Consider the following 24034-nt stretch of genomic DNA (forward strand, 5'->3'; position numbering starts at 1 on the left):
ACTTATTTCTAACATTGACTATATAATCTTTTTACCAAACTATATATTATTACAAATTCACAGAAACTTCCATGTATTTTCTTATACTATTTATATATTTCTACAATAAGAATAAACATCAAATAAAATATTAAATTTTGCTAAAACTAATAATAAATTAATTTTATTTTGGAGGAAATTTTACATGAGAGTAAGGAGAACACTAAGTCCATTAGTTGCAATTACACAAAATAATGATGAATCTTTTGCTATAGAAGAAGGCTTAAATTTACTTAATATCTCATCAATGATAAACAGTAATGATGTTGTTGTCATTACACCAAATTGGGTTGGGGCAGGTGGACCTGAAATTGGAGATGTAGTTGGTCCTAATAGTTTAAAAAAGATTATTCAAATAATTAAAAGTTGCAATCCTAAAAGAATTGTAATTGCTACAGCTTCAGCAAGAAAAGATGTTGAAAAATTAATGATTGATATTGGTTTTATGGATGTTATTAAATCAGAAAATGTTGAATTTATAAATTTAAATAATGGGCCTTTTATTAATCTTCCACTTAATCATAGTTGTCCAAAATCAATAGCTTTAAATAAACTATATGATGAAATGACATTTTTAATATCATTTACTCAATTAAAAATTCATGAAGAAGCTACTATTTCTGCATCTATTAAAAATATAGCTATGGGATGGCCAACTGGTGAAGAACAAGGTTATCCCAAAAAGAATTTAGGTATCCATAAAGATTTGCATGGATTTATAAGTGCTATGCTCGAAAAGTTCACTATAGATCTTTCTATTGTAAGCGCAAGCCCTGCAATGGTTGGAACTGGGCCTCATAAAGGAATTGGTAATCATACTGGCTTAGTTTTATGCGGAACTGATCCTATTGCTACAGATACTGTTGCTGCTAGACTACTTGGGTTTAAGCCTCAAGCTATAAATTATTTATATAAGTCAATAAATAAAGGTCTTGGTTGCGGAGAAGTTACTACTGATTCTAGCTCCCCTATTAAAATTTTAGGTATGAGATTAATTGATGCTGAAAAGCACTTTAACAAATGTGCTTATGGAAAAGACTTTTCTATTGATTAATCTAAATTTTGAAAAGAGGATTCAGTAACAAGTGATAAGCTAAAATATAATTTATTCCTTAACTTGTCACTTGAAACTTTCTTCACCCTTGTCATTCAAAGAAAACCGTATGTTTTCAACCTTAACTCTTAACTAACTAAACCGGTAGTAATAAACCTGATTTTTTTAGTATTGGTCTTATTGCATTATATATAATTGCTACTAAAATTACTGATACCACAGCATTTATGAATGTAGTTGCAGCACTTAATTTTGCTAAAATCATAGCTGCATCTTGAGGTTGTCCAAGTATATATTGCTTATAGAAAAAGCCTACTATAGGATCTGCAATTACATTAAAAGCAAGTCCACCTATTGATGCTATTAAACTCCACTTAAAAATATATTTACTATCATTACTTTCACTTATTTTTGCTATTTTATGTGCAATTAATCCAGTTATTAATCCTATACATAATTTTAAAACAAATGTTTTAGGTGCTACTAATATATATACTGGATCAAGTAAATCAGCAATTGTCATTCCTATTGCTCCAGCTAATCCTCCGTACCATCCTCCAAGCAATAAAGCTGCTAAAACACAAAATGCATTTCCAATATGAAGTGAAGTTGCATCTCCACCTGGTACTGGAATTTTAATTTGTAAGTAAGTAAATGATACAAAACATAATGCTGCTAATAATGCAGTTTGAATTAATTTTTTAAATCTTATTTGGTTATTCATTAATATTTGCCCCCTTATTTATAAAACTTTATATCCATTTTATACCTAATAAAACAAATAAATCAATTGTATGCATACAAATTATCATATTATTCATTTTGTTTTAAAATTAAATATTCATTTTTACTATATTATCCTCTCTTCCTCTATTATTTATTAATTGGTTGACTTATCCACATAAGCACTATATACTTAAGTGAGATTCTAGATTTTGAATTTAGTTAATCTAAAATTCAACTTTTCTCTAAGAGCAAAGTTGAATAATAATTTAATATAAGACAGTTCGTAACCATCCTGTCTCAAAATAAAACTAGGGATTAATAATAGAAATACTATTATTGTTTATTTAGGATGGATTTTTTCCATCCTTTTTTTATTTTCTGGAGGTGATATTTATGGAAAATACTATGACTAAAACAAGAAAAATAACAATTTCAGCAATTGTTATTGCTCTATATGTTGTAATAATGGTAATAACTCAAAGCTTTGCCTTTGGTGCTATACAAGTTCGTTTAGCAACTAGTTTATATTCATTATCTTATATTTTTCCATTCCTAGCTTTACCTTTGGGACTTGCGAACGTTTTATCTAACATGCTACTTGGTGGATTAGGTATATTTGATATTATCGGAGGAGGATTAGTTGGAATAATAACAGCTTTATTAGTTTATGCTGTTCGTAAATATAAATTAAATATTTACTTTACTATATTACCAATAATCTTTATTCCTGGTTTAATAGTACCTATTTGGCTATCAATGTTATTAAATGTTCCTTATAGTGCATTAGCTATTAGCTTGTGTTTAGGACAAGTTATACCTGCAATATTAGGTTTATTTTTAATTAATGCTTTAAAAAATAAGATTGGAGAATAACCCATGAGAAATGATTTAGAATTAAATTTACTTGGAAATCAAAATATAAAATATGAATTTGGATATAATCCAGATATTTTAGAAACCTTTGACAATAAACATCCAAACAATGATTATTTTGTAAAGTTTAACTGCCCTGAATTTACAAGCCTTTGTCCAATTACTGCTCAACCTGATTTTGCTACAATTTACATATCATATGTACCAAATATAAAAATGGTTGAAAGTAAGTCATTAAAATTATATTTATTTAGTTTTAGAAATCACGGTGATTTCCATGAAGACTGTATGAATATAATTATGAAGGATTTAATTAAGCTTATGGACCCTAAGTATATTGAAGTTTGGGGTAAATTCACTCCAAGAGGCGGTATTTCAATTGATCCTTACTGTAACTATGGAAAACCAGGTACAAAATGGGAGGAAATTGCTTTTAATAGATTAGCTAATCATGATTTATATCCTGAAAAAATAGATAATAGATAATTAAAATAAACAGTAGACAAATTTGTATGAAAACAAATTTGTCTACTGTATTTTTATCCAAATATCTCTTTATATTTTTCTAGTTTCCTAATAGCATCAAGGTCTTCGTCTTCTTTCATATATTCCTCAAAAAAATCATTTAGCTCAATAGATTTAAGTATATCTTCTAATGCTAAGTCTAATTTATTTATACATACGTAAAAGCAAGCCCTATTGTAATATAAGAATCCTTCATCTTTATTTTCTAAGATTCCTTCATTAATTATTTCAATTGCTCTATTATAATCTTCTTTTTCTCTATACATTACAGCATAATTCAAATAACTGTATGGATAATACGGATTTTCTTCTATAGACTTTTTATAATATTCTTCTGCTAATTTTAAATTTCCTAACTTCTTATTAAATACACCCATATTAAAAAGAATTCTAAAATGCTTACTATCTATTTCTAAAGCTTTTTCCATATATTCTAAAGCAAGTTTTGTATCTCCTAATTCATCATAAATACATCCTAAATTTGCATTTGCCCATAAATCCTTCGGATTTATCTTTAATACTTCCTTGTAATTCTTTATAGCCTCTTCTTTATTTCCTAATTCATCATAAGCATTAGCTAAAAAGAAATATGCCTTTTCGTATTTATTATCATTTTCTATAGCTTTCTTATAATATTCAATAGCTTCCTCATATAATTCATCATCATCATAAATTATACCTAAACCATAATAAGCTATAGCATTAGTATCATCTAATTCTATTACTTTTCTATACATTTTTTCAGCTAAATCAAAGTTTGCTATTTTATCATAAAGAAATGCTAAATCCAAAATTAAATCTATATCTTCTTTTCCTTCTGGACAATTATATGCTTTTTTAAAGAACTTTAAAGCTTTTAAATAATTCTTTTCAGTCATAAAGTTTCGTCCTATTGATATATAGTTATCAAACATGTATGTCTTATCCAAAGTAAATTCTCCTTTTGCAATATATACTAAATAAAATCTGTACTTATTATCACTTAAAATATCGGTTCTTGGTTATTCATTGAATAACCATCATTTCTAACATCTTTCATATCTAGTGTATTATATTTTATTTCAACTTTACTAAGCTTTTTAACAGCTCCATAAGATTCTTTTAATGAAATTCCTTCTCCTCTTCCTGAAATAACCCATAATACTTTATATCCTCTAGGTATTACCCCTAATTTATCTTCTCCCTTACCATCAGTGAAATAAATTAATAAATTAATATTTTTATTATTTGCATATTCAAAGACAGGAGTAAATCTAGTTCCTCCACCAGAAGAACATCTTTCTTTTACATCCTTTATAGTTTTAACCTTATACGCTCGTTTAATGTCTTTATCACATTCTATTATAGTTATTTCATGATTATAATTTTTTACTATAGATAAAACTTCTTTAACTGCTTGCTTAAACTCTTCATCGCTAATACTACCACTTATATCAATTGCAACTGCAATTTCAGCTTTATGATTTCTAAGTTCACCTCTTAAATCTAATCTATTAGGCTGTCTTCTATTTCTTCTTGTTATAGTTTTCTTTTTATTACTTTCTACTGTACCCATTAATTTTTTAAGGAATAAATTCCAAGGAAGCTCTCCCTTGCTTTTTTTCAATGAATCGATCATTCCTTCTATATGAATAGGTATTACACCTTTCTCAGAGTTACTTATAAACTTTTCAGTAAAATCCCTAAGAGTTTTTTCATCTATGTTTTCACTTTCATCCCAAAGATCATGAGTAGTTTCTGGATCATATCCATTTTCTAATTCTTCTCCCCAGCTATCATCCTCTTCCCCTTCATCACTTTCTTCTAATACATTTAAAACATTTTGAATATTTTCAGCATAATATTCAAATGAATTATAAGGCTCAAGATTTAATTCATACTTTAAGTTTACACCTTTTAAAGTAGTTGCATATGTTGGTAAATTATTTAAGTATTGATTCACTACTATGTCCATGGCTAAATTAATTGCAAGTGTACTAAACTTTCCTCTTAATTCTTTTGCTCTTGCTAAATGCATAGATAATACATGATGAATTTCATGCTTAATAGTACTTTCCATTTGTTTTATATTAAGCTGTAAAAATATTATTGGATTAAAATATATAACATATTTAGCCCCTTTAAAATTTATACCAGTTGGACTATTTATATCAAAGCGTATTTCCCTACCCATTTGAAATAAAAAGTATCCATAAAAATTATCCTTTTCTTCCATAAGACTTAAATTTACTTTATCTATAATCTTAAAAAATTTCTCGGCAAACTCTTTAGGTATATCTACATCAATTTTTTCTTTAGCACGCAATGCTTTAAACATAGCTGAACTATTAACTAATTCACTAGCTTCATTATAAAGTACATTCTTTATGCTTTCAAAATTTCCTTCCATACATTATCCCCTTATTGAACTATAAGATTCAAAATAACTTTCTACAAACGTTTCATTTTCTAAAGCCCTCTTATAGCTTTCAGGATAAGCATTTTTCATATCCTTCATAATTCCTACCATTAAATCTACAGGATACTCTTTTAAGAACTCAATAAATCTATTAATATAATAAGAATCTTCATCACCAAAATTTTTGATATTTTCTTCTAAAGATTTTAAAATATTCATTGCACTTAAATAAAGTCTAGTATGACTTTCATTTTTTACTTTTTCTATAACTTCCTCACTTAAGGTATCTCCAGCAAATACTTCCTCAAATGATATTAAAGGACTATGTTCAGCTTCGATGAAACTTATAAATTCTTCTGCTATAACTTTTCCTACATTACCTTTTATAACATTTAAAAATACAGCTCTAGGTATAGAGTCTTTCTTTTCTTTATAAATTTTAAGCGCTTTAGAAACTCTTTCATAACTTCTTGGCGTTGCTCTTACATCATCTTCATTTATCTTATGTAAATATTCTGGGAATGTTGAAATAAATTCTATTACTTCTTGCTCAATTCTAGCTTCCATTGCCCACTTTAACCAAACATTATGATCACTTTCCATATTAAGCCATACAAATCTATTTTCTTGAGCAGCATCCATATCAACTACTTGATAATCAAAGTCAGAGCCATATTTACTTGATGGATTCATTGCTGCTAATATATTTACATTATCATGTAATTTGTATCCATTTATCTCTCTATTTAATATTAAATTCATAAGTTCTTGTTGAACTGTATGCTCACAACGATTTATTTCATCAATAAATAAAAGTACCTTATTACCCTTAGCTATTTCTTCATCAATTTCCCTTAACTTTGTATGAACAGCATATATTGTTGTCTTCTTTTCAAATTTATCTCCATTAGAATCCATAGCTATATATGACTCTACAGTCGGTAATCCCCCTATTTCACCTTCTTTAAGAAGATTACCATCAATAACTATTAATTTCCACTTATTTTCTTTAGCTAATCTTTTAGCTAAAGCTGTTTTTCCTATTCCACTTTCTCCAACTACTAAAGGCACTTCCTCTGTTGCTAATACTAATTCTACACTTCTTAACGTATCTATAAAATTCATTTTTCTTCCCCTTACATCATCTTTAGTTTTTCATCTACAGCAATTCTTTTTGCTTTTTTACTTCCATACTTATATATAAACATAATTTTATCAATATCAATTATTTCACTATTTCTATCAATAATACTACAATTTAAGAAATCTCTAACATACTTTTCATCAACATCATCTTTTGATAATACTTCTTTAAATATTTCTTCTAATTCTTCATGAGAAATTTCATTTAGCATACTTCTTGTAATATATCTAATTACTAAAATATTTACCTTTAAAAAGTTTAATATTTTATCTTTATTTAAATCGGTTATAAATTTTACTGCTGCTTCGTTATTTTTAATAGCTGCAACCTCAGCTTTATAGCAAGGTGAATTTATATATCTTAACGCATCATAACTTATATTTACAGCTGCCTCTTGAACACTTTCATATGGCTCCTTAATATATTTGATTGAATCGTAATCCCTCATTACAGCTAATAATTGTAACTCTTCACTAGGCTCCTTAACATATCTAATTGCCCATCCCCTTTGCTCTATAGCTAATTTAATAACATTATAACTTGGATTTTTAATATAATTTAAATTGCTCCATCCATTATTTACTGCTTCAATCATCATTTTTTCCGTAGGATTTTCTATAAACTCAATAGCTCTAGGATTATTATTCATAGCAATTTCCTGCATTTCTAATGTAGGATTATTTATATATCTTAATAAAAGTCCATTTTTATTAATGGCTATTAATTTCATTTCCTCAGTAGGATTATCTATATTTTTTATAATAATTGGATTTTTCTTTATCATCTCTATAGTTTTTGCTTCATCCATATTTTTACCTCATTCTTATTATTAACTTTAATTTTTATTTAATAATAATTATTACTTATATTAATTATAATACTTTTTAAATTATTTTAAAGTAGATAAATATAGTCTGATATATTATTTTTTAAAATTATACTCATATTTCTCTCTTTTTTTAATTTTTCTTATATGTAAGTATATATTTTATACTACTTCTCTTCATTTAATATATAAAAAAATAAATGGGTTATCTACAGAAATTAATATAACTTCCCTTACGATACTCCATTTATTTTTTCTTTATTTCTATATTAAAATTCCATAAACAATTTGTATTACAATATAATATTTCTTTCTATATCATATAAATCAACTAAATTCCTACACAATATTTATATTTCTCTAGTTTCCATTTTTAAAACTTCTTTTTCTTCTTCATTTAAATAAGGAGAAAGATTATCATATACTTTCTTATGATAGTTATTTAGCCATGCTTTTTCATCATCATTTAATAACTCAACCTTAACTCCATTTAAATCTATAGGGCAGTATGATATTGTATCAAATCTATAAAACTCTCCATTATCATTAGTTTCATCTTCAACTACTACCATAATATTTTCAATTCTTATTCCAAATTTACCTTCTTTATAAACACCTGGTTCATTAGTTAATATCATTCCTGGCTCTAAAACTACATTATTTCCATACGGTCTTATTCCTTGTGGGCCTTCATGAACATTTAAGAAAAATCCAACTCCATGACCTGTTCCACACTTATAATCTAATCCATATTGCCATAAAGGTCCCCTTGCCAATACATCTAAGTTTCCTCCAGTAGCACCCTTTAAGAATTTTGCATTAGCTAAATTAATATGTCCCTTTAATACTAACGTAAAATCCCTTTTTTCTTCTTCTGTAATATTTCCTAAAACAAAAGTTCTTGTTATATCTGTTGTTCCATCTAAATATTGTCCACCTGAATCTACTAAAAATAATCCTTCTTCTTTAAGCTCATAAGCACTTTCCTCTGTAGCACTATAATGCATCATTGCTGCATGTTCTTTATACCCTGCTATAGTTCCAAAACTATCACCCATTGCTAGTTCTTCCTTACTTCTAAGTTCAGTTAATACCTTACTAGCTGATAATTCTGTAATCTTTTCTTTTCCTATATTATCTCTTAAATATTTGATAAACTTAACCATTGCAACTCCATCTTTAATATGGCAATTCTTTAAGCTTTCTATTTCAACATTATTTTTTATTGCTTTTAAATTAGTTGTTAAGTTTACCTCTTCTTTTATTTCACATTTTAATAAAGAGTATAATTTTGCATTAACTTTTGCAGGGTCTATTAGCACTTTACCATTAAGTTTCTTTATTTCTTCTTCAATTTCTAGGTATTCAAACACTTCAATTCCTTGTAATTTTAACTCATCTTCAACTTCCTTATTTACCTTGCTTTTATCAATAAATAGTTTAGCTTCGGTATCAGTGATTATTGAATAGCTTAATGCTACTGGATTAAACAAAACATCATTTCCTCTTATGTTAAATAACCAAGCTATATCATCTAAGGAAGTTAATAAATAACTTTCTACATTCTTTTCCTTCATAACGAGTCTTACAGCTTTTAACTTTTCATTAGCAGTTTTTCCACAATACTTTACATCATGAATAAATATTTTTGATTTAGGTAAACTAGGTCGATTTTCCCAAACCTCTTCTAATAGATCTTTGTCCATTTTTATATTAAAGTTGTTCTTTTTACTTATATTTAATAGTTCTTTATACTGATTAACACTATAGCAATTTCCATCAAACCCTATAGTTTCTCCTTCATACACATTCTTTTCTATCCACTCATTTATAGTATCATAGCCTGGTGTAGCCATTTTCATTAAGTCTATTCCTGTTCCATTTAACTGTTCTGCAGCTTGAATAAAATATCTTCCATCAGTCCATAACTTAGCTTCATTTTCTCCAACTAATAATGTTCCTGCTGATCCAGTAAAACCTGAAATCGCAGCTCTACCCGTATAGTACTCTGCTACATATTCACTTTGATGTGGATCTGAACTTGGAATTATATAATAATTTATATTATATTTTTTCATTGATTCTCTTAACTTTAAAAGTCTACTCATTTTTATTCCCTCTTTTCTTTTTATTTCTCCTTTTGATTACTATTATTTTATATTATTTATTAAAATAATAAAATAGATTCTCAATATTATTCTCTATAGCGTGCTTCTTCTTAAAAATTAAGTAAAATAAATATATTTTTATTTACATTTCTTGTTGTTATGTGCACCAAATTACTACCTTTGAGTATATTATAGTATAAGCAAAATAGTTTAGCTCTAAAAACAAGCTTTACTATTTATAGGAGGAGTAAACATGAGAAACAATTGTAATAATTGTAGAAGAAATTGTTGTAGAAATAACAACTCTTGTATGAATAATAGATGCTGTGGAAATTTCAATAATGGTTGTGGATTTGGTAATGCTTGGTTAATATGGCCTTTATTATTCCTTTGTTTCTAAGTACACTTAGCCAAACCTATTTTTTTTTGATATGCCTCATACTAATACCAATAAAATTGGTACTTTTAAAACAATAAAAAGTTAGGATATCATCTCCATCCTAACTTTTTTTGTATTATAAATAAAACTGATAATTGACTATTTATTCATTGCTTCTTTTTCAACTTTTAATTTAATATGAATCTTCTCAAAAACTTCAATAATATTCGGATCAAAACTTGTTCCTTTTCCCTTTAAAATAATCTCTACAGTTTTTTCATGTGAAAATGCTTCTTTATAAGGTCTCATGGTTGTTAATGCATCATATACATCACCAACAGCCATTATCCTAGCACAAAGAGGAATATCTAGTTTACTTAACCCTTTTGGGTATCCTGTGCCATCCCATTTTTCATGATGATAATGAGCCATATCCTTAGCGATATTTAGAAATTTATTTTCTTCTTTAATTTCATCTATTATTTTTTGTAATGCCTTTGCTCCTAAAGTCGTATGTAACTTCATAAATTCAAATTCATCGCTATCTAATGATCCTGCTTTTAAAAGAGTTGCATCATCAATTCCAATTTTCCCAATATCATGCAATAAAGCTGTTCTAATCATATCTTTAACATATTCTTTTGTTAATATCTCTTTAAAAATCCCCTCTTTAACTAATTCTTCAGTCAATATCTCAACATATTTTGCTGTTCTCTTTACATGCTCTCCAGTATGAGAATCTCTACATTCAACTAATTCATATAAAGATAATATCAATGCATTTTTTAAATCCTCAATTCTATTATTTCTTTCATGAATTCTATATTCAAAATCTTTTATATAGTTTTTTAATTCTAAATTAAGCTTTATTATTTTAAGCATTATCTCTGATTCTATAGGTTTTCTTAAAAAATCTATTGCACCTAATTCCATATTCAGCTCTTCATCTTTATATCTTAAACTAGCCGCTATAAAGATTATTGGTATTTTATATAACTTCTTATTTTTTTTTATTATTTTAATAAATTCATCTTCACTAATTCTAATTAAACTAATATCTACTAATACTAAATCTGGTGTATCATCTTTTACCACTTCAAGTGCTTTTTGGGTTGATTTGACTATAGTAATTCTATAGACTTTACCTAATATATTTTTTATTTTTTCAATGTCTTCTAAATTATTATTAATTACTAAAATATGATTTTTCATTATTATATTTACCCCTTATACACAATCCCCAACTTATCTCCCCTCATATTCCTTATTATAACATAATATATATTTTTTTAATATTATAGTTTTTTATAGAATATTATGTTTTATCTTGTAATATAATACAGAAAAATACTACATTTATTTAGGTGTTATGTAGCATTTTTACATAAAATTAAAATTTAATTTTCATTACTCATCTTTTGGCAATAATCCTTTACCTTTTTAATAAAACTATTATTACTCTTAATCATATAAGTACAAATAAAAATACTTATAGGAATTATTAATAAACATCCTATATTAGAAATAACTAAATCGAATAAATTCTTATAAAATTCTTTTGAATTAATAACACTTTCAAAAGTATATTTATTTTTTATAAATAATATTCCTATCATCATAGTTTCACCTATAGTAGCAAAAAATATTGTATTAACAGTTGTCCCTAAAATATCCCTTCCAACATTAAAACCTAATCTTACTAATTCAGAAAAAGTTAATTCACTATTAACTTCGTTAAATTCATATAGTGAAGATGTAATAGCCATAGCAGTATCCATTACTGCTCCTAATAAACTTATAATAATCATACATATCATTAATTGATTCATGTTTATATTAATATTAGGAGATAAGTATACACTTAATTCAGAACTTAAATCTAATTCACTATATCCACCCAAATTAGACTTTGTTCCTAATATTGAAACTAATAAACTTAGCAATAAAATAACACCTACCACCGAAATTACTGCTGCATAGGTCTTTAAATTATGTCCATTTTGATAAATTAATGTTATCTGACAAAAAATTATAGTTCCAATGATTGTAACAAGTACAGGATTTACCCCATGACTAATAATAAATACAGCCATTACTAATAAAAGCACATTACATGCAAGTGCAATAAACGACTTTGCGCCCCTATCTCCTCCTACTAGAATCATTAACATCAGCAATACTATTGTTAGCAACACTATCATTCTTACTCATCCCCTTTCTAAAAAATAATAGAGCTACACAAGCTGATATAGGGACAGCTGAAACTATTCCTATAGCTCCTACTAAAAATCTTATTATTTCAAAAGATATATCAAATTGAATTAATCTTTGAAAATTATACCCATTTATTATTTTTAAAATTACAATAGATAAGCTTCCTCCAATATAAGAAAACATTAAAACATTAATCATTGTTCCCATAATATCATGACCTATTTCTCTAATAGATTTAATTAACTGCTTTAATGTAATAGATTTTGCTGCATTTACCAACTCATTAACTGCAGAATTTACTGTAATACTTACATCCATAACAGCTCCTAAACATCCAACTAAAACCCCTGATAAAAATATATTCTCTAAATCATTAGGCCCTGCAATATAATCCATTAACTCATAATGTAAATCTCCAGTATAAGCTAATGAAATCTTATATAGTGCAAATATTAAAAAAGTAGTAATTAGTGTAGATAAAATTGCTCCAATGTTCTTTCTAGAAAATCCCCCTAGTATCAATAAAGTAACTACACTAAAGAAAATAATCATTAAAACATTTATTAACATAAAATCCTTGCCTGAAACATAAAGTTTAATAAAATATATAAATGCTACTATATTAGCAATTAAAGTACATAATGTAAATATTCCAAACCTTCCTGCTACAGCAACTAAAGCTATAACAAAAAATCCAATAAGTAAAACTATAAATTTATCTCTTTTTAATCCTATAATACTCCCTGATAATTCGCTACTGTTTTCATTAATACTTATAAATAAATCATCACCCTTTTTATATTTCTCATTCATTAACATTGATGATGAATATGAATTTTTCAAAGTTATTTGTTGCCCCTTATACTGTCCATTTTTTACTTTCACAACCATTGTTTGAATATAGTATTTTTCTTCTATATCATTTGTTCCTTTTTCAGTTTTATCATAAACATTTTCTAAGCTTATTACTTTTGCTATTGTAGATTTATAAATATTATAATTATTGTTAGTCCAAATAAATAAAACCAAAAATACTATAAAAAATATAAGAACAGTAAAAAATCGTCCTTTATTATTTTTTATATACCTTTTTATCATTTCCATACTTACTCCTTTCTTTATCTTATAAATAAATCAAATAAATTATATATAATTTATTGCAAATAAAAAATGGGCTATATCTTAATAATTATGATACATGCCCATTATAATATAATATTATACTAAAATCTCTTTTACCATAGGATTAATTTTAGATCTATCAAATTTCCCATTAACCTTTGGCATAATTTCTTTCATTATCTTTCCCATATCCTTTGCAGTATAATTACCATTTGTAATTATTTCTCTTAACATCGCACTAACTTCTTCTTCAGTTAATTGTTTTGGTAAATATGGAGTTAATACTTCGATTGCAAAATTCCCTTCAGCTATTTTTTCTTCATTATTAGCTTGCTTTGCATATTCTAAAGCTTCTTTATTTTGCTTAATACTCTTTTCTACTATTTTTATTACATTTTCATCTGAAATTTCTTCTCTATTGTTAACTTCATATGCCTTAATTTCAGAATTAACTAATCTTAAAACACTTACTCTTGCTTTATCTCTTGCTTTCATAGCAGCTATTTCATCTTTTTTTAATGTCTCTTTTAACATATTTATTTGGCTAGTCATAAAATTTAAACTAACCTACCTCGCTTTCATTTTAAATTTTTATTTAAGTAAATTATACCAGTTTTGTATTCAAAATCAAACATTACTACCTTTACTTATAATTATACTAATAATATTAAATTTAATAAATTCTAACTTTATTCTATCCACTTCTTTATAAATTTATAAAATTATCAAATGACAGCTCAATAACTTCTACATTAACCTCATCTAATATCATACGAATTCATTTATAAAGTATTTATCCTTTTGCTTTCTTAGTACTTGTTTTTTTAATAGTTTTTAAATACTCATATAATTTAAATAAAACTGGATTCTTTTCTTCTTCCTCTTTTAAATTTATATAATTTATTAATTCTACAATTGGCTCAAGTTTATTGATTGTATCATTATATCCTTCACTTATTCTTACCCTTTTAGCATCTGTATCTAAATTTAATGTTCCTGTTAACGTATTTTCAACTAGATTTTCTGGTGATATTATAATAAGTTTTGAATTTGGATAAAGCGATCTATCTATTTGCACTTCTTTAGATAATAAAACTACAATTATAATATCACACTTTTCACCGTATACAGGTTGAATAGGAACATTGTCTGCAATACCTCCATCAATATATTTCTCACCTAATACTTCTGTACTTTCATATATTAATGGTAATGAAGCTGAAGCCAACACTATTTTTTTACCTATTTCTTCATCATAATCATTAATCCTAAAATACTTTGCATTTAGATCTGGTAATTTTGTACATGCAGCATAACATATTTTATTATTTTCCTTAATCTTATTAAAATCTAAGTATTTTTCTAATACTTCAACGGCCCCATCATTACCTATAGCTCCATGTTCAAGTTTATCAGTTAAGAACTTTTTAGCCAATTGAAGATTTTTCCCTCCAATATATAAACCTATTCCTCTTTTTATTAATTCCCCTTTACTAATAGGAACTAATTTATCCATGGTTACCTCTTCCCAAAGCTCATCTGCCTTTTTCATATCATCCATAGCAAATAATACAGAATTAAATGCACCTATAGACGTTCCTGAAAAAACCGATATATATTGCGCTAAATTTAATTCTTTTAAAGCTTTCCATACACCAAGCTCATATGCTCCTTTTCCACCACCGCCTGCTAATACTAATCCTATTTTCATACTATTCCTTCCTATACTTTACTTAAATTGAATGCTAATCGCTCTTATTTACATAATTATACTATAAATATTAATTTTTCAAAATATTTCATAACACATTATTATTACTATATACATTCTAAAATTTAAACTAATTTATGATTATTAATTTAAAAAGACATGTATTACTAAATTTTTAGCAATACATGTCTTAGTTTAATTATCTTTGCTCAAATACATCTTTTATAAAATTATCAAAATTCACCTTTTGACTTAATTTATTTCCTTGTTTTATTTCCTCAGAATACAGTATTTTATTATACTCCTTAGCACTTAAAGAATTATCATATATATATTTTTGCTTATTATATAACTGCCTTAATAATTCTCCAATACCTAATAGTTTTTCATAATGCCTTCCATATGAAAATCCTCTTTTTTGATAATTTGCATCTATCTTTTTAGAAAAGAATATTGATTTTGCCAGCCACCCTTTTTTACCTTTTCCTTGTCTAGTAGAATTTTTCATAATTATATTTATATCACTTGAAAACTCAGTAAATTTTCCATTTTTAATTTTTATTCCAACTATAGGATACCATAATCCCTGTATCTTACCGCTATTTGTTCCTGAGGATCTATAAAATGCTAATGTTACTCTCTCAATTCCATAAGTGTATTCAATATCTACATCTATTAATCCAATCATTCTAAATGGATCATCGGTATAAATATTTGCCCTAAAACTTTCTGGATATACTTCTAATATCCTTATAGCTTCCATTATAGCCCACTCCCCTATTTTCTTATCTTAATAATACACCATGTAATATTATACTAGAATTTAACACTACATGGTGCTTTCTCCTAATACCTACTCTTAATTCTATATAATTGTTCACGTATTTCATCAATACTTCTAAACCTTCTATCTAATCCCATTAATCTTTTTAAAAGGGTTCTTTCTTGGGAAGTTAAATTTAATTCCATATACCACGGTCTTTCCTCTGCATATACCGGTTCATAAGATGAATAATATAAGTGTATTAAAAAATCTCCTATATACCAATAATCCATCTTCTCTTTATAATACCCATCAATATATCGAGCCAATCCAAAATCAATTAATGCTAGCTTACTATTTTTCATAATGATAACATTAGGAAGTCTAATATCTCGATGTACTATACCACTACTATGCAAAATTTCTATTAAATCTAAAAGTTGACTTGCTGTATTATATATCTCTTTTCTACTAAATACATAATCATATTTACTAATTAAATCATAATACACTCTACCATCAATATACTCTAATAAATATCCTTCTCTGACTCCATCATTAAACTTTGAAATAAACTTAGGAAATCTTGGACTATCTAAACTTTTTAAAATATCTTCTTCATAAAATAACTTATCTCTTGTAACATTTAGCATTTTACTCTTTAATTGCTTAATAACACATTTTTCCCCTTGATTGTTTTTAGCCAAATATGCAATTCCATATCTTCCTTGTCCTATAATTTTAATAACCCTATATCCATTTACCATATCATTTGGTTTAAAATACTTGTCCATATCGTTTTTATCTCTTGTTACACTTTCGTTATATTACTATTATTGTAAATAGCCATAATATAAATTCAAAAGTGATTTCTCCTCTTCAAGACTATAAGAATATACGGTTCTTCTATTAAAATCACTATATAATGGACTTAAGGAATTTTCTAATGACTCTATATCCATTAATGGGTTACTTGAATTAGCTAATAATATCTTTAAGACTTTCTTTCCGCCTATTTCTTTTAGTTCTTTCAATTCATTTTCTTGTAACCTACTATTTCTATTAATTGAATAATATTTGTGACCTCTACGTGATCTTTCCTCATAATTATCCATACATAACACCTCTATATTTTTAGCATAATTAACTAACTACTTATACTTACTATATATTATGTTTTTTATTTTAATAGTGTTACTTTAACCTTTATTATGTATAAAAAAGAAACACCTACATCAGTAAATGTAGGTGTCTTTCCGAAATTTTATTTTATTTTATTTTTATACATTAAATTAAATATTACCCAATAAATAATTATCTTTTTAAACTTCCACCATTAGTGGCAATTACTTCTTTATACCAATTGAAGCTTTTCTTTTTATATCTCTCTAAAGTTCCAGTTCCATCATCATTTCTATCAACATAAATGAAACCATATCTTTTTCTAAGCTCAGCTGTTGATGCAGATACTAAATCAATACATCCCCATGTAGTATATCCCATTAGTTCAACACCATCTTCAATAGCCTCGGCAACTTGAACTAAATGATCATTTAAATAATTAATTCTATAATCATCATTTACAGTTTTATTTCCATGCTCATCAGTAATTAATTCATCTACAGCACCAAGCCCATTTTCAACTATAAATAATGGTTTTTGATATCTGTCATATAAGAAGTTTAAGATATATCTTAAACCTTCAGGATCTATTTGCCATCCCCACTCTGATGCCTTTAAATATGGATTTGGAACCCCTGCAATTAAGTTTCCTTTCCCAGCCTTTTTCGTTGGGTCTGCTGTTGCACATGAACTCATATAGTAACTAAACGAAATAAAGTCTACTGTATTTTTTAGTATTTCTTTATCTCCATCTTCAAATTTAATTTCTATATTATTTTCCTTAAAATATCTATTCATGTACTTAGGATATTCTCCTCTTGCATGAATATCAGCAAAGAATAAATTTCCTCTGTCTTGTTCTACAGCTTTTAATACATCACTTGGCATTGGAGTTAATGGATAATTTGGTACACCTAAAATCATACATCCTATTTTAAATTCAGGATTAATTTCATGACCAATCTTAACTGCTAATGCACTAGCAACTAATTCATGATGCATTGCTTGATAAAGATCTTGCTTACTTAACTTTTCCTTTGGAGTCCATATTCCAGCACTCATTAAAGGAAAATGTAACGCTGAATTAATTTCATTAAATGTTAACCAATATTTTACCTTGTCCTTATATCTTGTAAACACTGTTCTAACATATTTTTCAAAGAAACCTATTAATCTTCTATCTACCCATCCATCATATTCTTTTGCAAGATGTAAAGGTGTTTCATAATGAGATAAAGTAACTAAAGGCTCAATACCATACTTAGCTAACTCATCAAATACCTTATCATAAAACTCTAATCCCTTTTCATTTGGTTCTGCATCATCACCATTTGGGAATATTCTTGACCATGCAATAGATAATCTAAATGTCTTAAAGCCCATTTCTGCAAATAATTTGATATCTTCTTTATATCTATGATAAAAATCAATACCAATTAATTTCATATTATCTGCTGTTGGTTCTTCAGTTGCAGCACCTGTTATTCCTTTTGGCATAACATCTTGAATTGATAATCCTTTACCATCCTCATTATATGCACCTTCAAATTGGTTAGCTGCTGTAGCTCCACCCCATAAAAAGTTTTCTGGAAACTTAATCATTTTTACTACCTCCATATATTTTAATTTTATGTTGTATCAAAATTAAAATATAATAGTATTTCGATACAACATTTTGTTTAAATTATTTAGTTGCTTTAATAAACTCTTCCTTTTCATTAACATCTCTATCTATCAAAGTTAAAATATTGCTATAGTTATCTGGATTTGTAACTAATACTGGAGTAATTGTGTCATATCCTTCTTCTTGTATTGCTTTTATATCAAAATCTACTAATAAATCCCCAGCTTTTACTTTATCCCCATTCTTTACATGAGCAGTAAAGTACTTTCCACCAAGCCTAACTGTATCTAAACCAATATGAATTAATATTTCAGCGCCATTATCTGCAGTTAATCCTATTGCATGATTTGTTTCAAATATTGCTGAAACTACTCCATCAACTGGAGATACTGCTCTTCCTTCACTTGGAATTATAGCTGCCCCTTTACCCATTATTTCTTCTGAAAATGTAATGTCATTAACTTGACTTAAAGAAACTGCTTTACCTTTAATTGGTGCTAATACTACTGCATCAGTTTGTGGGCTAGTTTTCTCTTCATTTACTGCTATATCTGCTGCAATCTCTTCTTCTTGACTTTCTTCTTCTTCTTCATTAGCTGGATCTTCAAATCCAAATACCCAAGTTAATATAAATGCTATAACAATCGTCATTGCTGCAACTATTAATGCATTTGTAAAGTTAGATCCACCAGCTGGATTTATAAATTGAACTATTGATAAAATAGCCGGTGTAGCAAATACGAAACATTTTAATCCAACAAATCCTGCATATAACCCTGAAATACCACCTGCAATCATACAAGCGTATAATGGTTTCTTATATTTTAAAGTAACACCATACATTGCTGGTTCAGTAACCCCTGCAAGGAATGCTGAAACAGCTGAAGCACCAGCAACTTGTTTTAAATCTTTATTTTTTGATTTAAAGAATACTGCTAAACATGAAGATGCTTGTGCTAAGTTAGAAGCTAACATACCAACTAATAATAAAGTATCAAATCCAACATTAGGATTATTTATATTCATTAATGAAAGTGGAACAAATGCCCAATGCATACCTGTCATAACTAATAAAGGCATTAATGCACCCATTACCATTATTGCAAACCAACCTGCTTTGTCATAAATAAATACCATTGCACTTGATAAAACTTCACCTGCATAGAATCCTATAGGTCCAATAACAACTAAAGCTATTGGAAGTGCAATTAAAAGTGTTAACATCGGTCTTAAGAAATTCTTTGTAACTGCTGGAGTAATTTTATCCGTAAATTTTTCAATATATGTCATTACCCATGCCATCATAATTACCGGAATTACAGAATAAGCATAACTTGCAGATGCAACTGGCAATCCAAATAATGATATTTTATTACCAGCATCAACTAATCCTATAAAATCCGGATATACCATAACACCAATTACTGCTGCTAAAGTATAAGCGTTTATATTAAACTTTTTAGATGCAGAAATACAAAGTATTAGTGGTAAGAAATAAAATGTTGCATCTCCTAAAGCACTTAAAATAGTATATGTTTGGCTAGTTTCTGATAATATTCCTATCATTGGTAATATTACAAGTAAAACCTTTATCATACCTGCCCCAACGATTGCTGGCATTGTTGCAGACATACATCCTGATACTACATCTAATATACTAGTAAATACCCCTTTTTTTTCTTTAACTTCATTTGAATTTCCTTCTTTAAAGTTCCCTAACTTTAATATTTCTTTATAGCATGCTCCAACATTATTACCAATAATAACTTGATATTGGCCACCTTGTTTTGTAACACCCATAACACCTTTAATCTTTTTTATAGCTTCATCATCAGCCTTGCTTTCATCTTTTAATATGAATCTAAGTCTTGTCATACAGTGTTGTACACTGTTAACATTACCTTCTCCACCTATTTTTTCTAATATTTTTTTTGCAACTACTGCATAATCCATTTTAATATCCTCCATTTAAAATTTATTAATTTTAATGAAGTAAAGCCCATAATACAGTATCTACTGCTTACGGTAACTACCTTTCATAACTAAGCTTTTATTTATAAAAAAACCTAAGAAATATAGATGAGCGCTCAAATCTATATTTCTTAGGTATAGCCTACATTACTAGTAACAATCCTAAGTAAGATTCTAAATATTTGATTTAGTTAATCCAACTTGCCTGAAAGTCAAAATTTCAATTTTGCTCCTTGAAGGTACACTTTAGTGTACTCATAGAACTAAAGGAGCTGAGTTTTTTTAATCTTCTTTTATTATTCTTTTAATATGAACTGTTAAATACATCATTTCTTCATCTGAAAGTTCATGATTAAAATCTTTTAAAACATATTTTTTTATTTTTTCTGCACATGAATAAGCTTCTTTATATTGTGTTTTTATCATTTCACAGAAATTAGTATCATCATCTTTTATTATCTTTCCACTAATCATTCTTTGTGCAAAGAATTTTAAATGAGTTATAAATCTCTCATAATGTAATGAATACTCGTCCAATTCTATGTTGAAATGGAATTTTACAATATTTAAGATATTTTGAATCATCTTAGTGATATCAAGTGTTTCATTCATATTTCTTGAATTTAGCTCTGCATTTACAATATGCATAGCTATTGATGCAGCTTCATCTTCTGGTAAAACTACATCTAATCTTTTTTTAATAATTGCTAAGGCTTCCTTACCAATTAAAAATTCATGATTATAAAACCTTTTAATTTCCCATAATAAAGCATTTTTAAAATTTAACCCTTGTTTATAACGTTCTATTGCAAAGCTAATGTGATCAGTTAATGTTACGTAAACATTATCATCCAATCTCTTCCCTAACGAATACTTTGCATAAGAAATAATTTCATTAGAAACCTGAATATACTCCAAAGGTATTTCTGCTAGTAAAGTCATTAATTTATTAGAATCATTTTTATTTTCAATAGAATAGATTTTCTCTATTTTGCTCTTATCTACAGTATCTCCAATTTTTTTTTGGAATCCTAATCCGCATCCCATAACAAGAACTTCTTTACCGTTATTATCAAAGGTTCTAATTAAATTATTATTGATTATCTTATCTATCTTCATTTACTAACACCTTTTCTTTAATTTAAAGTACAAAAAAAGACCATACTCAAATAAAACAACATTTTTTATAATGTCATAAATAATTTGGTAAAGCCTGCATAACCAGTAACAACCCATGTCCCTTATTGTCTTTATGATAAAGATATCATAGTGATTTTTCTATGTCAACTAATAGAATTGTTTTTTATTTAACATAATTTAGTTATTTCATAATACAACTTTAAACCCTACTTATTTAATAATAAAAAAATTTCAAATTACAAGTGATAAGTTATAATCTAATTATTAAATTAATACCTAATTTCTAAAAATAAATTTTTATTTTCTATTTGGTAACCTATCACTTGCATATTGAAATTTAAACTAAAATTTATACTGCATTATTACTTGCAGCTTCTACTTTATTATCCTTTGAAAACAACTTTTTAAAACAAGAAACTGCTACTACAAATCCTAAACTTATTAATAACAGTGCAAATATTAATTGTAATCCATCTGTTAGGAACACAAATTGTCCTGCACCAATTTTCTTCATAATTCCAAGTATAGCTTGAACTAAAGCCGTAAATGTTACTGATAACATTACAACCATAGGTGCCCAAAGCATAAAGCCTTTTCTCTTTGTAGATTTTAAAAATACTGCTAGGGTTATTAACACTAAAGCTGATAATAATTGATTTGCTGCTCCAAATAATGGCCAAACGTTATTATATCCACCAAGTGAAAGCACAAGTCCAATTACTAATGTAATAATTGTTGCAAAATATTTATTAGTCATTATCTTAGAAATACCAGATACTTCTTTTGAATCATCCTTAAATAATTCTTGTAATGACATACGTCCAATACGAGCAACAGAATCAAGTGATGTTAATGCTAATGCTGATACACACATTGTCATTATACAAGTAGCTACATGTTGTGGTATACCTAATAATCCTAAGAAACCTGCAACATTACTAGAAAATATTGCAAAAGGTGTTCCTTCTGGCATTTTTCCCCCAACAGCTGCAGCTCCAACTACCACTAAAGCAACAATACCAAGTAGTGATTCTATTAACATAGCTCCATATCCAATGCAAAGCATGTCCTTTTCATTCTTAACTTGCTTTGATGATGTTTCTGATGATACTAAACTATGGAATCCTGATACTGCACCACATGCTATAGTAATAAACAAAGTTGGAAATAAATATTTACCATCAACTTCAAATCCAACAAAAGCTGGTAAATTCATTTCGGGTCTTGCAACTACAACTCCTAAAACAGCTCCAACAATCATTCCAATTAATAAAAATGTACTTAAATAATCTCTTGGTTGCATTAATAACCACATTGGTGTTATTGATGCTAAAAATAAATAAGCAAATGTTACTATTAACCAAGTAGTTTTATCAAAGTATAATGGAAAAGCAATACCTATAGCTAACATTGAAACTAAAAGTACTACACCTATTATAAACTGTAAACTTTGACTTGGCTTTTTATATTTAATAAATGCACCAAATATCATAGCTACAACAATAAATAACATTGAAATAGATGCTGCTGATGCATTAGGTGTATTTAATGCTCCACCTTCTCCAAATCCATTAAATGTACTTGCAACTATATCTGAAAATGCTGCAATTACTAGTAAAGTAAAAATCCAAGCAAATAAGAAAAAAAACTTTCTTCCTGCTTTTCCTATATATTGTTCTATTAATCCACCTATTGATTTACCTTCATTTTTTACTGATGCATATAATGCTCCAAAATCATGAACTGCTCCAAAAAATATTCCACCTATAAGTACCCATAATAACACTGGAACCCATCCAAACATTGCTGCTATAATTGGCCCCGTTACAGGTCCTGCCCCTGCTATTGATGAAAATTGATGTGAAAACACAACTGCTTTAGGTGTTGGAATGTAATCTTCTCCATCCTCTTTTGTATAAGCAGGTGTTTTTGCATTTGGATCAATTCCCCAAGTTTTAGCAAGATATCTTCCATAAGTCACATAGGCAATTCCTAATACAACTATGGCTAACCCTACAATAGTTAATCCATTCATTTAAAATGCCCCCTCTATATTTAATTATAATTGCGCTCTCCTATTAGGAGATTATTAATAATAATAACACTTTTATGGTATTCTGTAAATATTTATCATTTATTATTATCAAATTACTATTTTACAACGTTTTCCATATACTTCTTTTCACAGAAATCGTTTACTTGACCTAATTTATTTCTAATTTGTTAACAAACTTAAAACAAAAAAGTGGCTTTCACCACTTTTTATATTAAATAGATAATAAATAAAAATTAAAT

The 24034-nt window shown here is 27.2% G+C and carries 22 protein-coding genes; 4 read left to right on the forward strand and 18 right to left on the reverse strand.

All coding sequences use genetic code 11. From position 1 onward, the window contains the following. Window positions 1–184: 184 nt before the first annotated feature. Window positions 185–1093 carry a DUF362 domain-containing protein gene (locus tag TY07_RS11155; RefSeq protein ID WP_042399631.1) on the forward strand — a complete coding sequence of 303 codons (909 nt, stop codon included), beginning with the start codon at window positions 185–187 and terminating at the stop codon, window positions 1091–1093. A gap of 136 nt (window positions 1094–1229) precedes the next feature. Here TY07_RS11155 and TY07_RS11160 read toward each other — a convergent pair whose 3' ends face one another. Further along, on the reverse strand, window positions 1230–1817 hold the full coding sequence (locus TY07_RS11160) for an ECF transporter S component (protein WP_042399633.1): 588 nt from the start codon (window positions 1815–1817) through the stop codon (window positions 1230–1232). Window positions 1818–2212: 395 nt separating this feature from the next. Here TY07_RS11160 and TY07_RS11165 point away from each other — a divergent pair, with 395 nt between their 5' ends. Continuing rightward, entirely contained in the window at window positions 2213–2692 is a 480-nt protein-coding gene (locus TY07_RS11165) for a QueT transporter family protein (protein WP_242833253.1), read from the forward strand. 3 nt (window positions 2693–2695) lie between these two features. Then, window positions 2696–3178, forward strand: a complete 483-nt coding sequence (queF, locus tag TY07_RS11170) for a preQ(1) synthase (protein WP_042399636.1) — start codon at window positions 2696–2698, stop codon at window positions 3176–3178. A gap of 53 nt (window positions 3179–3231) precedes the next feature. Here the strand turns inward: queF and TY07_RS11175 are convergent, their stop codons facing one another. The 5 genes from TY07_RS11175 to TY07_RS11195 all read right to left on the reverse strand — a co-directional run bounded on the left by TY07_RS11175 (window position 3232) and on the right by TY07_RS11195 (window position 9699). Further along, the gene (locus TY07_RS11175) at window positions 3232–4131 is read right to left on the reverse strand and encodes a tetratricopeptide repeat protein (protein ID WP_042399693.1); all 900 of its coding nucleotides are present in this window, start codon (window positions 4129–4131) and stop codon (window positions 3232–3234) included. Between the two features lie 68 nt (window positions 4132–4199). Then, window positions 4200–5606, reverse strand: a complete 1407-nt coding sequence (locus tag TY07_RS11180) for a vWA domain-containing protein (protein WP_042399639.1) — start codon at window positions 5604–5606, stop codon at window positions 4200–4202. 3 nt (window positions 5607–5609) lie between these two features. Continuing rightward, entirely contained in the window at window positions 5610–6740 is a 1131-nt protein-coding gene (locus TY07_RS11185; protein WP_042399642.1) for an ATP-binding protein, read from the reverse strand. Between the two features lie 11 nt (window positions 6741–6751). After that, window positions 6752–7567: a hypothetical protein gene (locus TY07_RS11190; RefSeq protein WP_042399644.1), complete on the reverse strand. Its 816-nt coding sequence runs from the start codon at window positions 7565–7567 to the stop codon at window positions 6752–6754. Window positions 7568–7935: 368 nt separating this feature from the next. Beyond that, complete coding sequence (locus tag TY07_RS11195; RefSeq protein ID WP_042399648.1) at window positions 7936–9699, reverse strand: aminopeptidase P family protein; 1764 nt, start codon at window positions 9697–9699, stop codon at window positions 7936–7938. 247 nt (window positions 9700–9946) lie between these two features. Here TY07_RS11195 and TY07_RS18095 point away from each other — a divergent pair, with 247 nt between their 5' ends. Then, window positions 9947–10093: a hypothetical protein gene (locus TY07_RS18095; RefSeq protein ID WP_157029177.1), complete on the forward strand. Its 147-nt coding sequence runs from the start codon at window positions 9947–9949 to the stop codon at window positions 10091–10093. A 138-nt stretch (window positions 10094–10231) separates the two neighbouring features. On the opposite strand, the gene TY07_RS11200 is transcribed toward TY07_RS18095, so the two are convergent. The 12 genes from TY07_RS11200 to TY07_RS11255 form a co-directional block, all read right to left on the reverse strand. Beyond that, window positions 10232–11284, reverse strand: a complete 1053-nt coding sequence (locus tag TY07_RS11200; protein WP_042399651.1) for an HD-GYP domain-containing protein — start codon at window positions 11282–11284, stop codon at window positions 10232–10234. A 185-nt stretch (window positions 11285–11469) separates the two neighbouring features. Continuing rightward, complete coding sequence (locus TY07_RS11205; protein WP_052330702.1) at window positions 11470–12273, reverse strand: YibE/F family protein; 804 nt, start codon at window positions 12271–12273, stop codon at window positions 11470–11472. After that, complete coding sequence (locus tag TY07_RS11210; protein ID WP_052330703.1) at window positions 12215–13390, reverse strand: YibE/F family protein; 1176 nt, start codon at window positions 13388–13390, stop codon at window positions 12215–12217. The genes TY07_RS11205 and TY07_RS11210 overlap by 59 nt, the downstream gene beginning before the upstream one ends. A 114-nt stretch (window positions 13391–13504) precedes the next feature. Next, a complete protein-coding gene (locus TY07_RS11215; protein WP_242833254.1) occupies window positions 13505–13960 on the reverse strand; it encodes a GatB/YqeY domain-containing protein in 456 nt (151 codons plus the stop codon). Window positions 13961–14201: 241 nt separating this feature from the next. Further along, window positions 14202–15119, reverse strand: a complete 918-nt coding sequence (locus TY07_RS11220) for a patatin-like phospholipase family protein (RefSeq protein ID WP_042399654.1) — start codon at window positions 15117–15119, stop codon at window positions 14202–14204. Window positions 15120–15318: 199 nt separating this feature from the next. Beyond that, window positions 15319–15882 (reverse strand): hypothetical protein, encoded by a 564-nt coding sequence (locus TY07_RS11225; protein WP_042399657.1) that lies wholly within the window; start codon window positions 15880–15882, stop codon window positions 15319–15321. 83 nt (window positions 15883–15965) lie between these two features. Then, window positions 15966–16676 (reverse strand): protein kinase family protein, encoded by a 711-nt coding sequence (locus TY07_RS11230; protein WP_042399660.1) that lies wholly within the window; start codon window positions 16674–16676, stop codon window positions 15966–15968. A gap of 39 nt (window positions 16677–16715) precedes the next feature. Next, entirely contained in the window at window positions 16716–16997 is a 282-nt protein-coding gene (locus TY07_RS11235; protein WP_042399664.1) for a hypothetical protein, read from the reverse strand. 199 nt (window positions 16998–17196) lie between these two features. Continuing rightward, complete coding sequence (locus tag TY07_RS11240) at window positions 17197–18606, reverse strand: glycoside hydrolase family 1 protein (RefSeq protein WP_157029179.1); 1410 nt, start codon at window positions 18604–18606, stop codon at window positions 17197–17199. 82 nt (window positions 18607–18688) lie between these two features. Beyond that, a complete protein-coding gene (locus TY07_RS11245) occupies window positions 18689–20581 on the reverse strand; it encodes a beta-glucoside-specific PTS transporter subunit IIABC (RefSeq protein WP_042399672.1) in 1893 nt (630 codons plus the stop codon). A gap of 300 nt (window positions 20582–20881) precedes the next feature. Beyond that, window positions 20882–21718, reverse strand: a complete 837-nt coding sequence (licT, locus tag TY07_RS11250) for a BglG family transcription antiterminator LicT (RefSeq protein WP_042399675.1) — start codon at window positions 21716–21718, stop codon at window positions 20882–20884. Between the two features lie 370 nt (window positions 21719–22088). Continuing rightward, window positions 22089–23774 (reverse strand): carbon starvation CstA family protein, encoded by a 1686-nt coding sequence (locus TY07_RS11255; protein ID WP_042399677.1) that lies wholly within the window; start codon window positions 23772–23774, stop codon window positions 22089–22091. Between the last annotated feature and the right edge of the window lie 260 nt (window positions 23775–24034).

Source organism: Clostridium saudiense (assembly GCF_000577815.1).
Lineage (GTDB): Bacteria > Bacillota > Clostridia > Clostridiales > Clostridiaceae > Clostridium > Clostridium saudiense.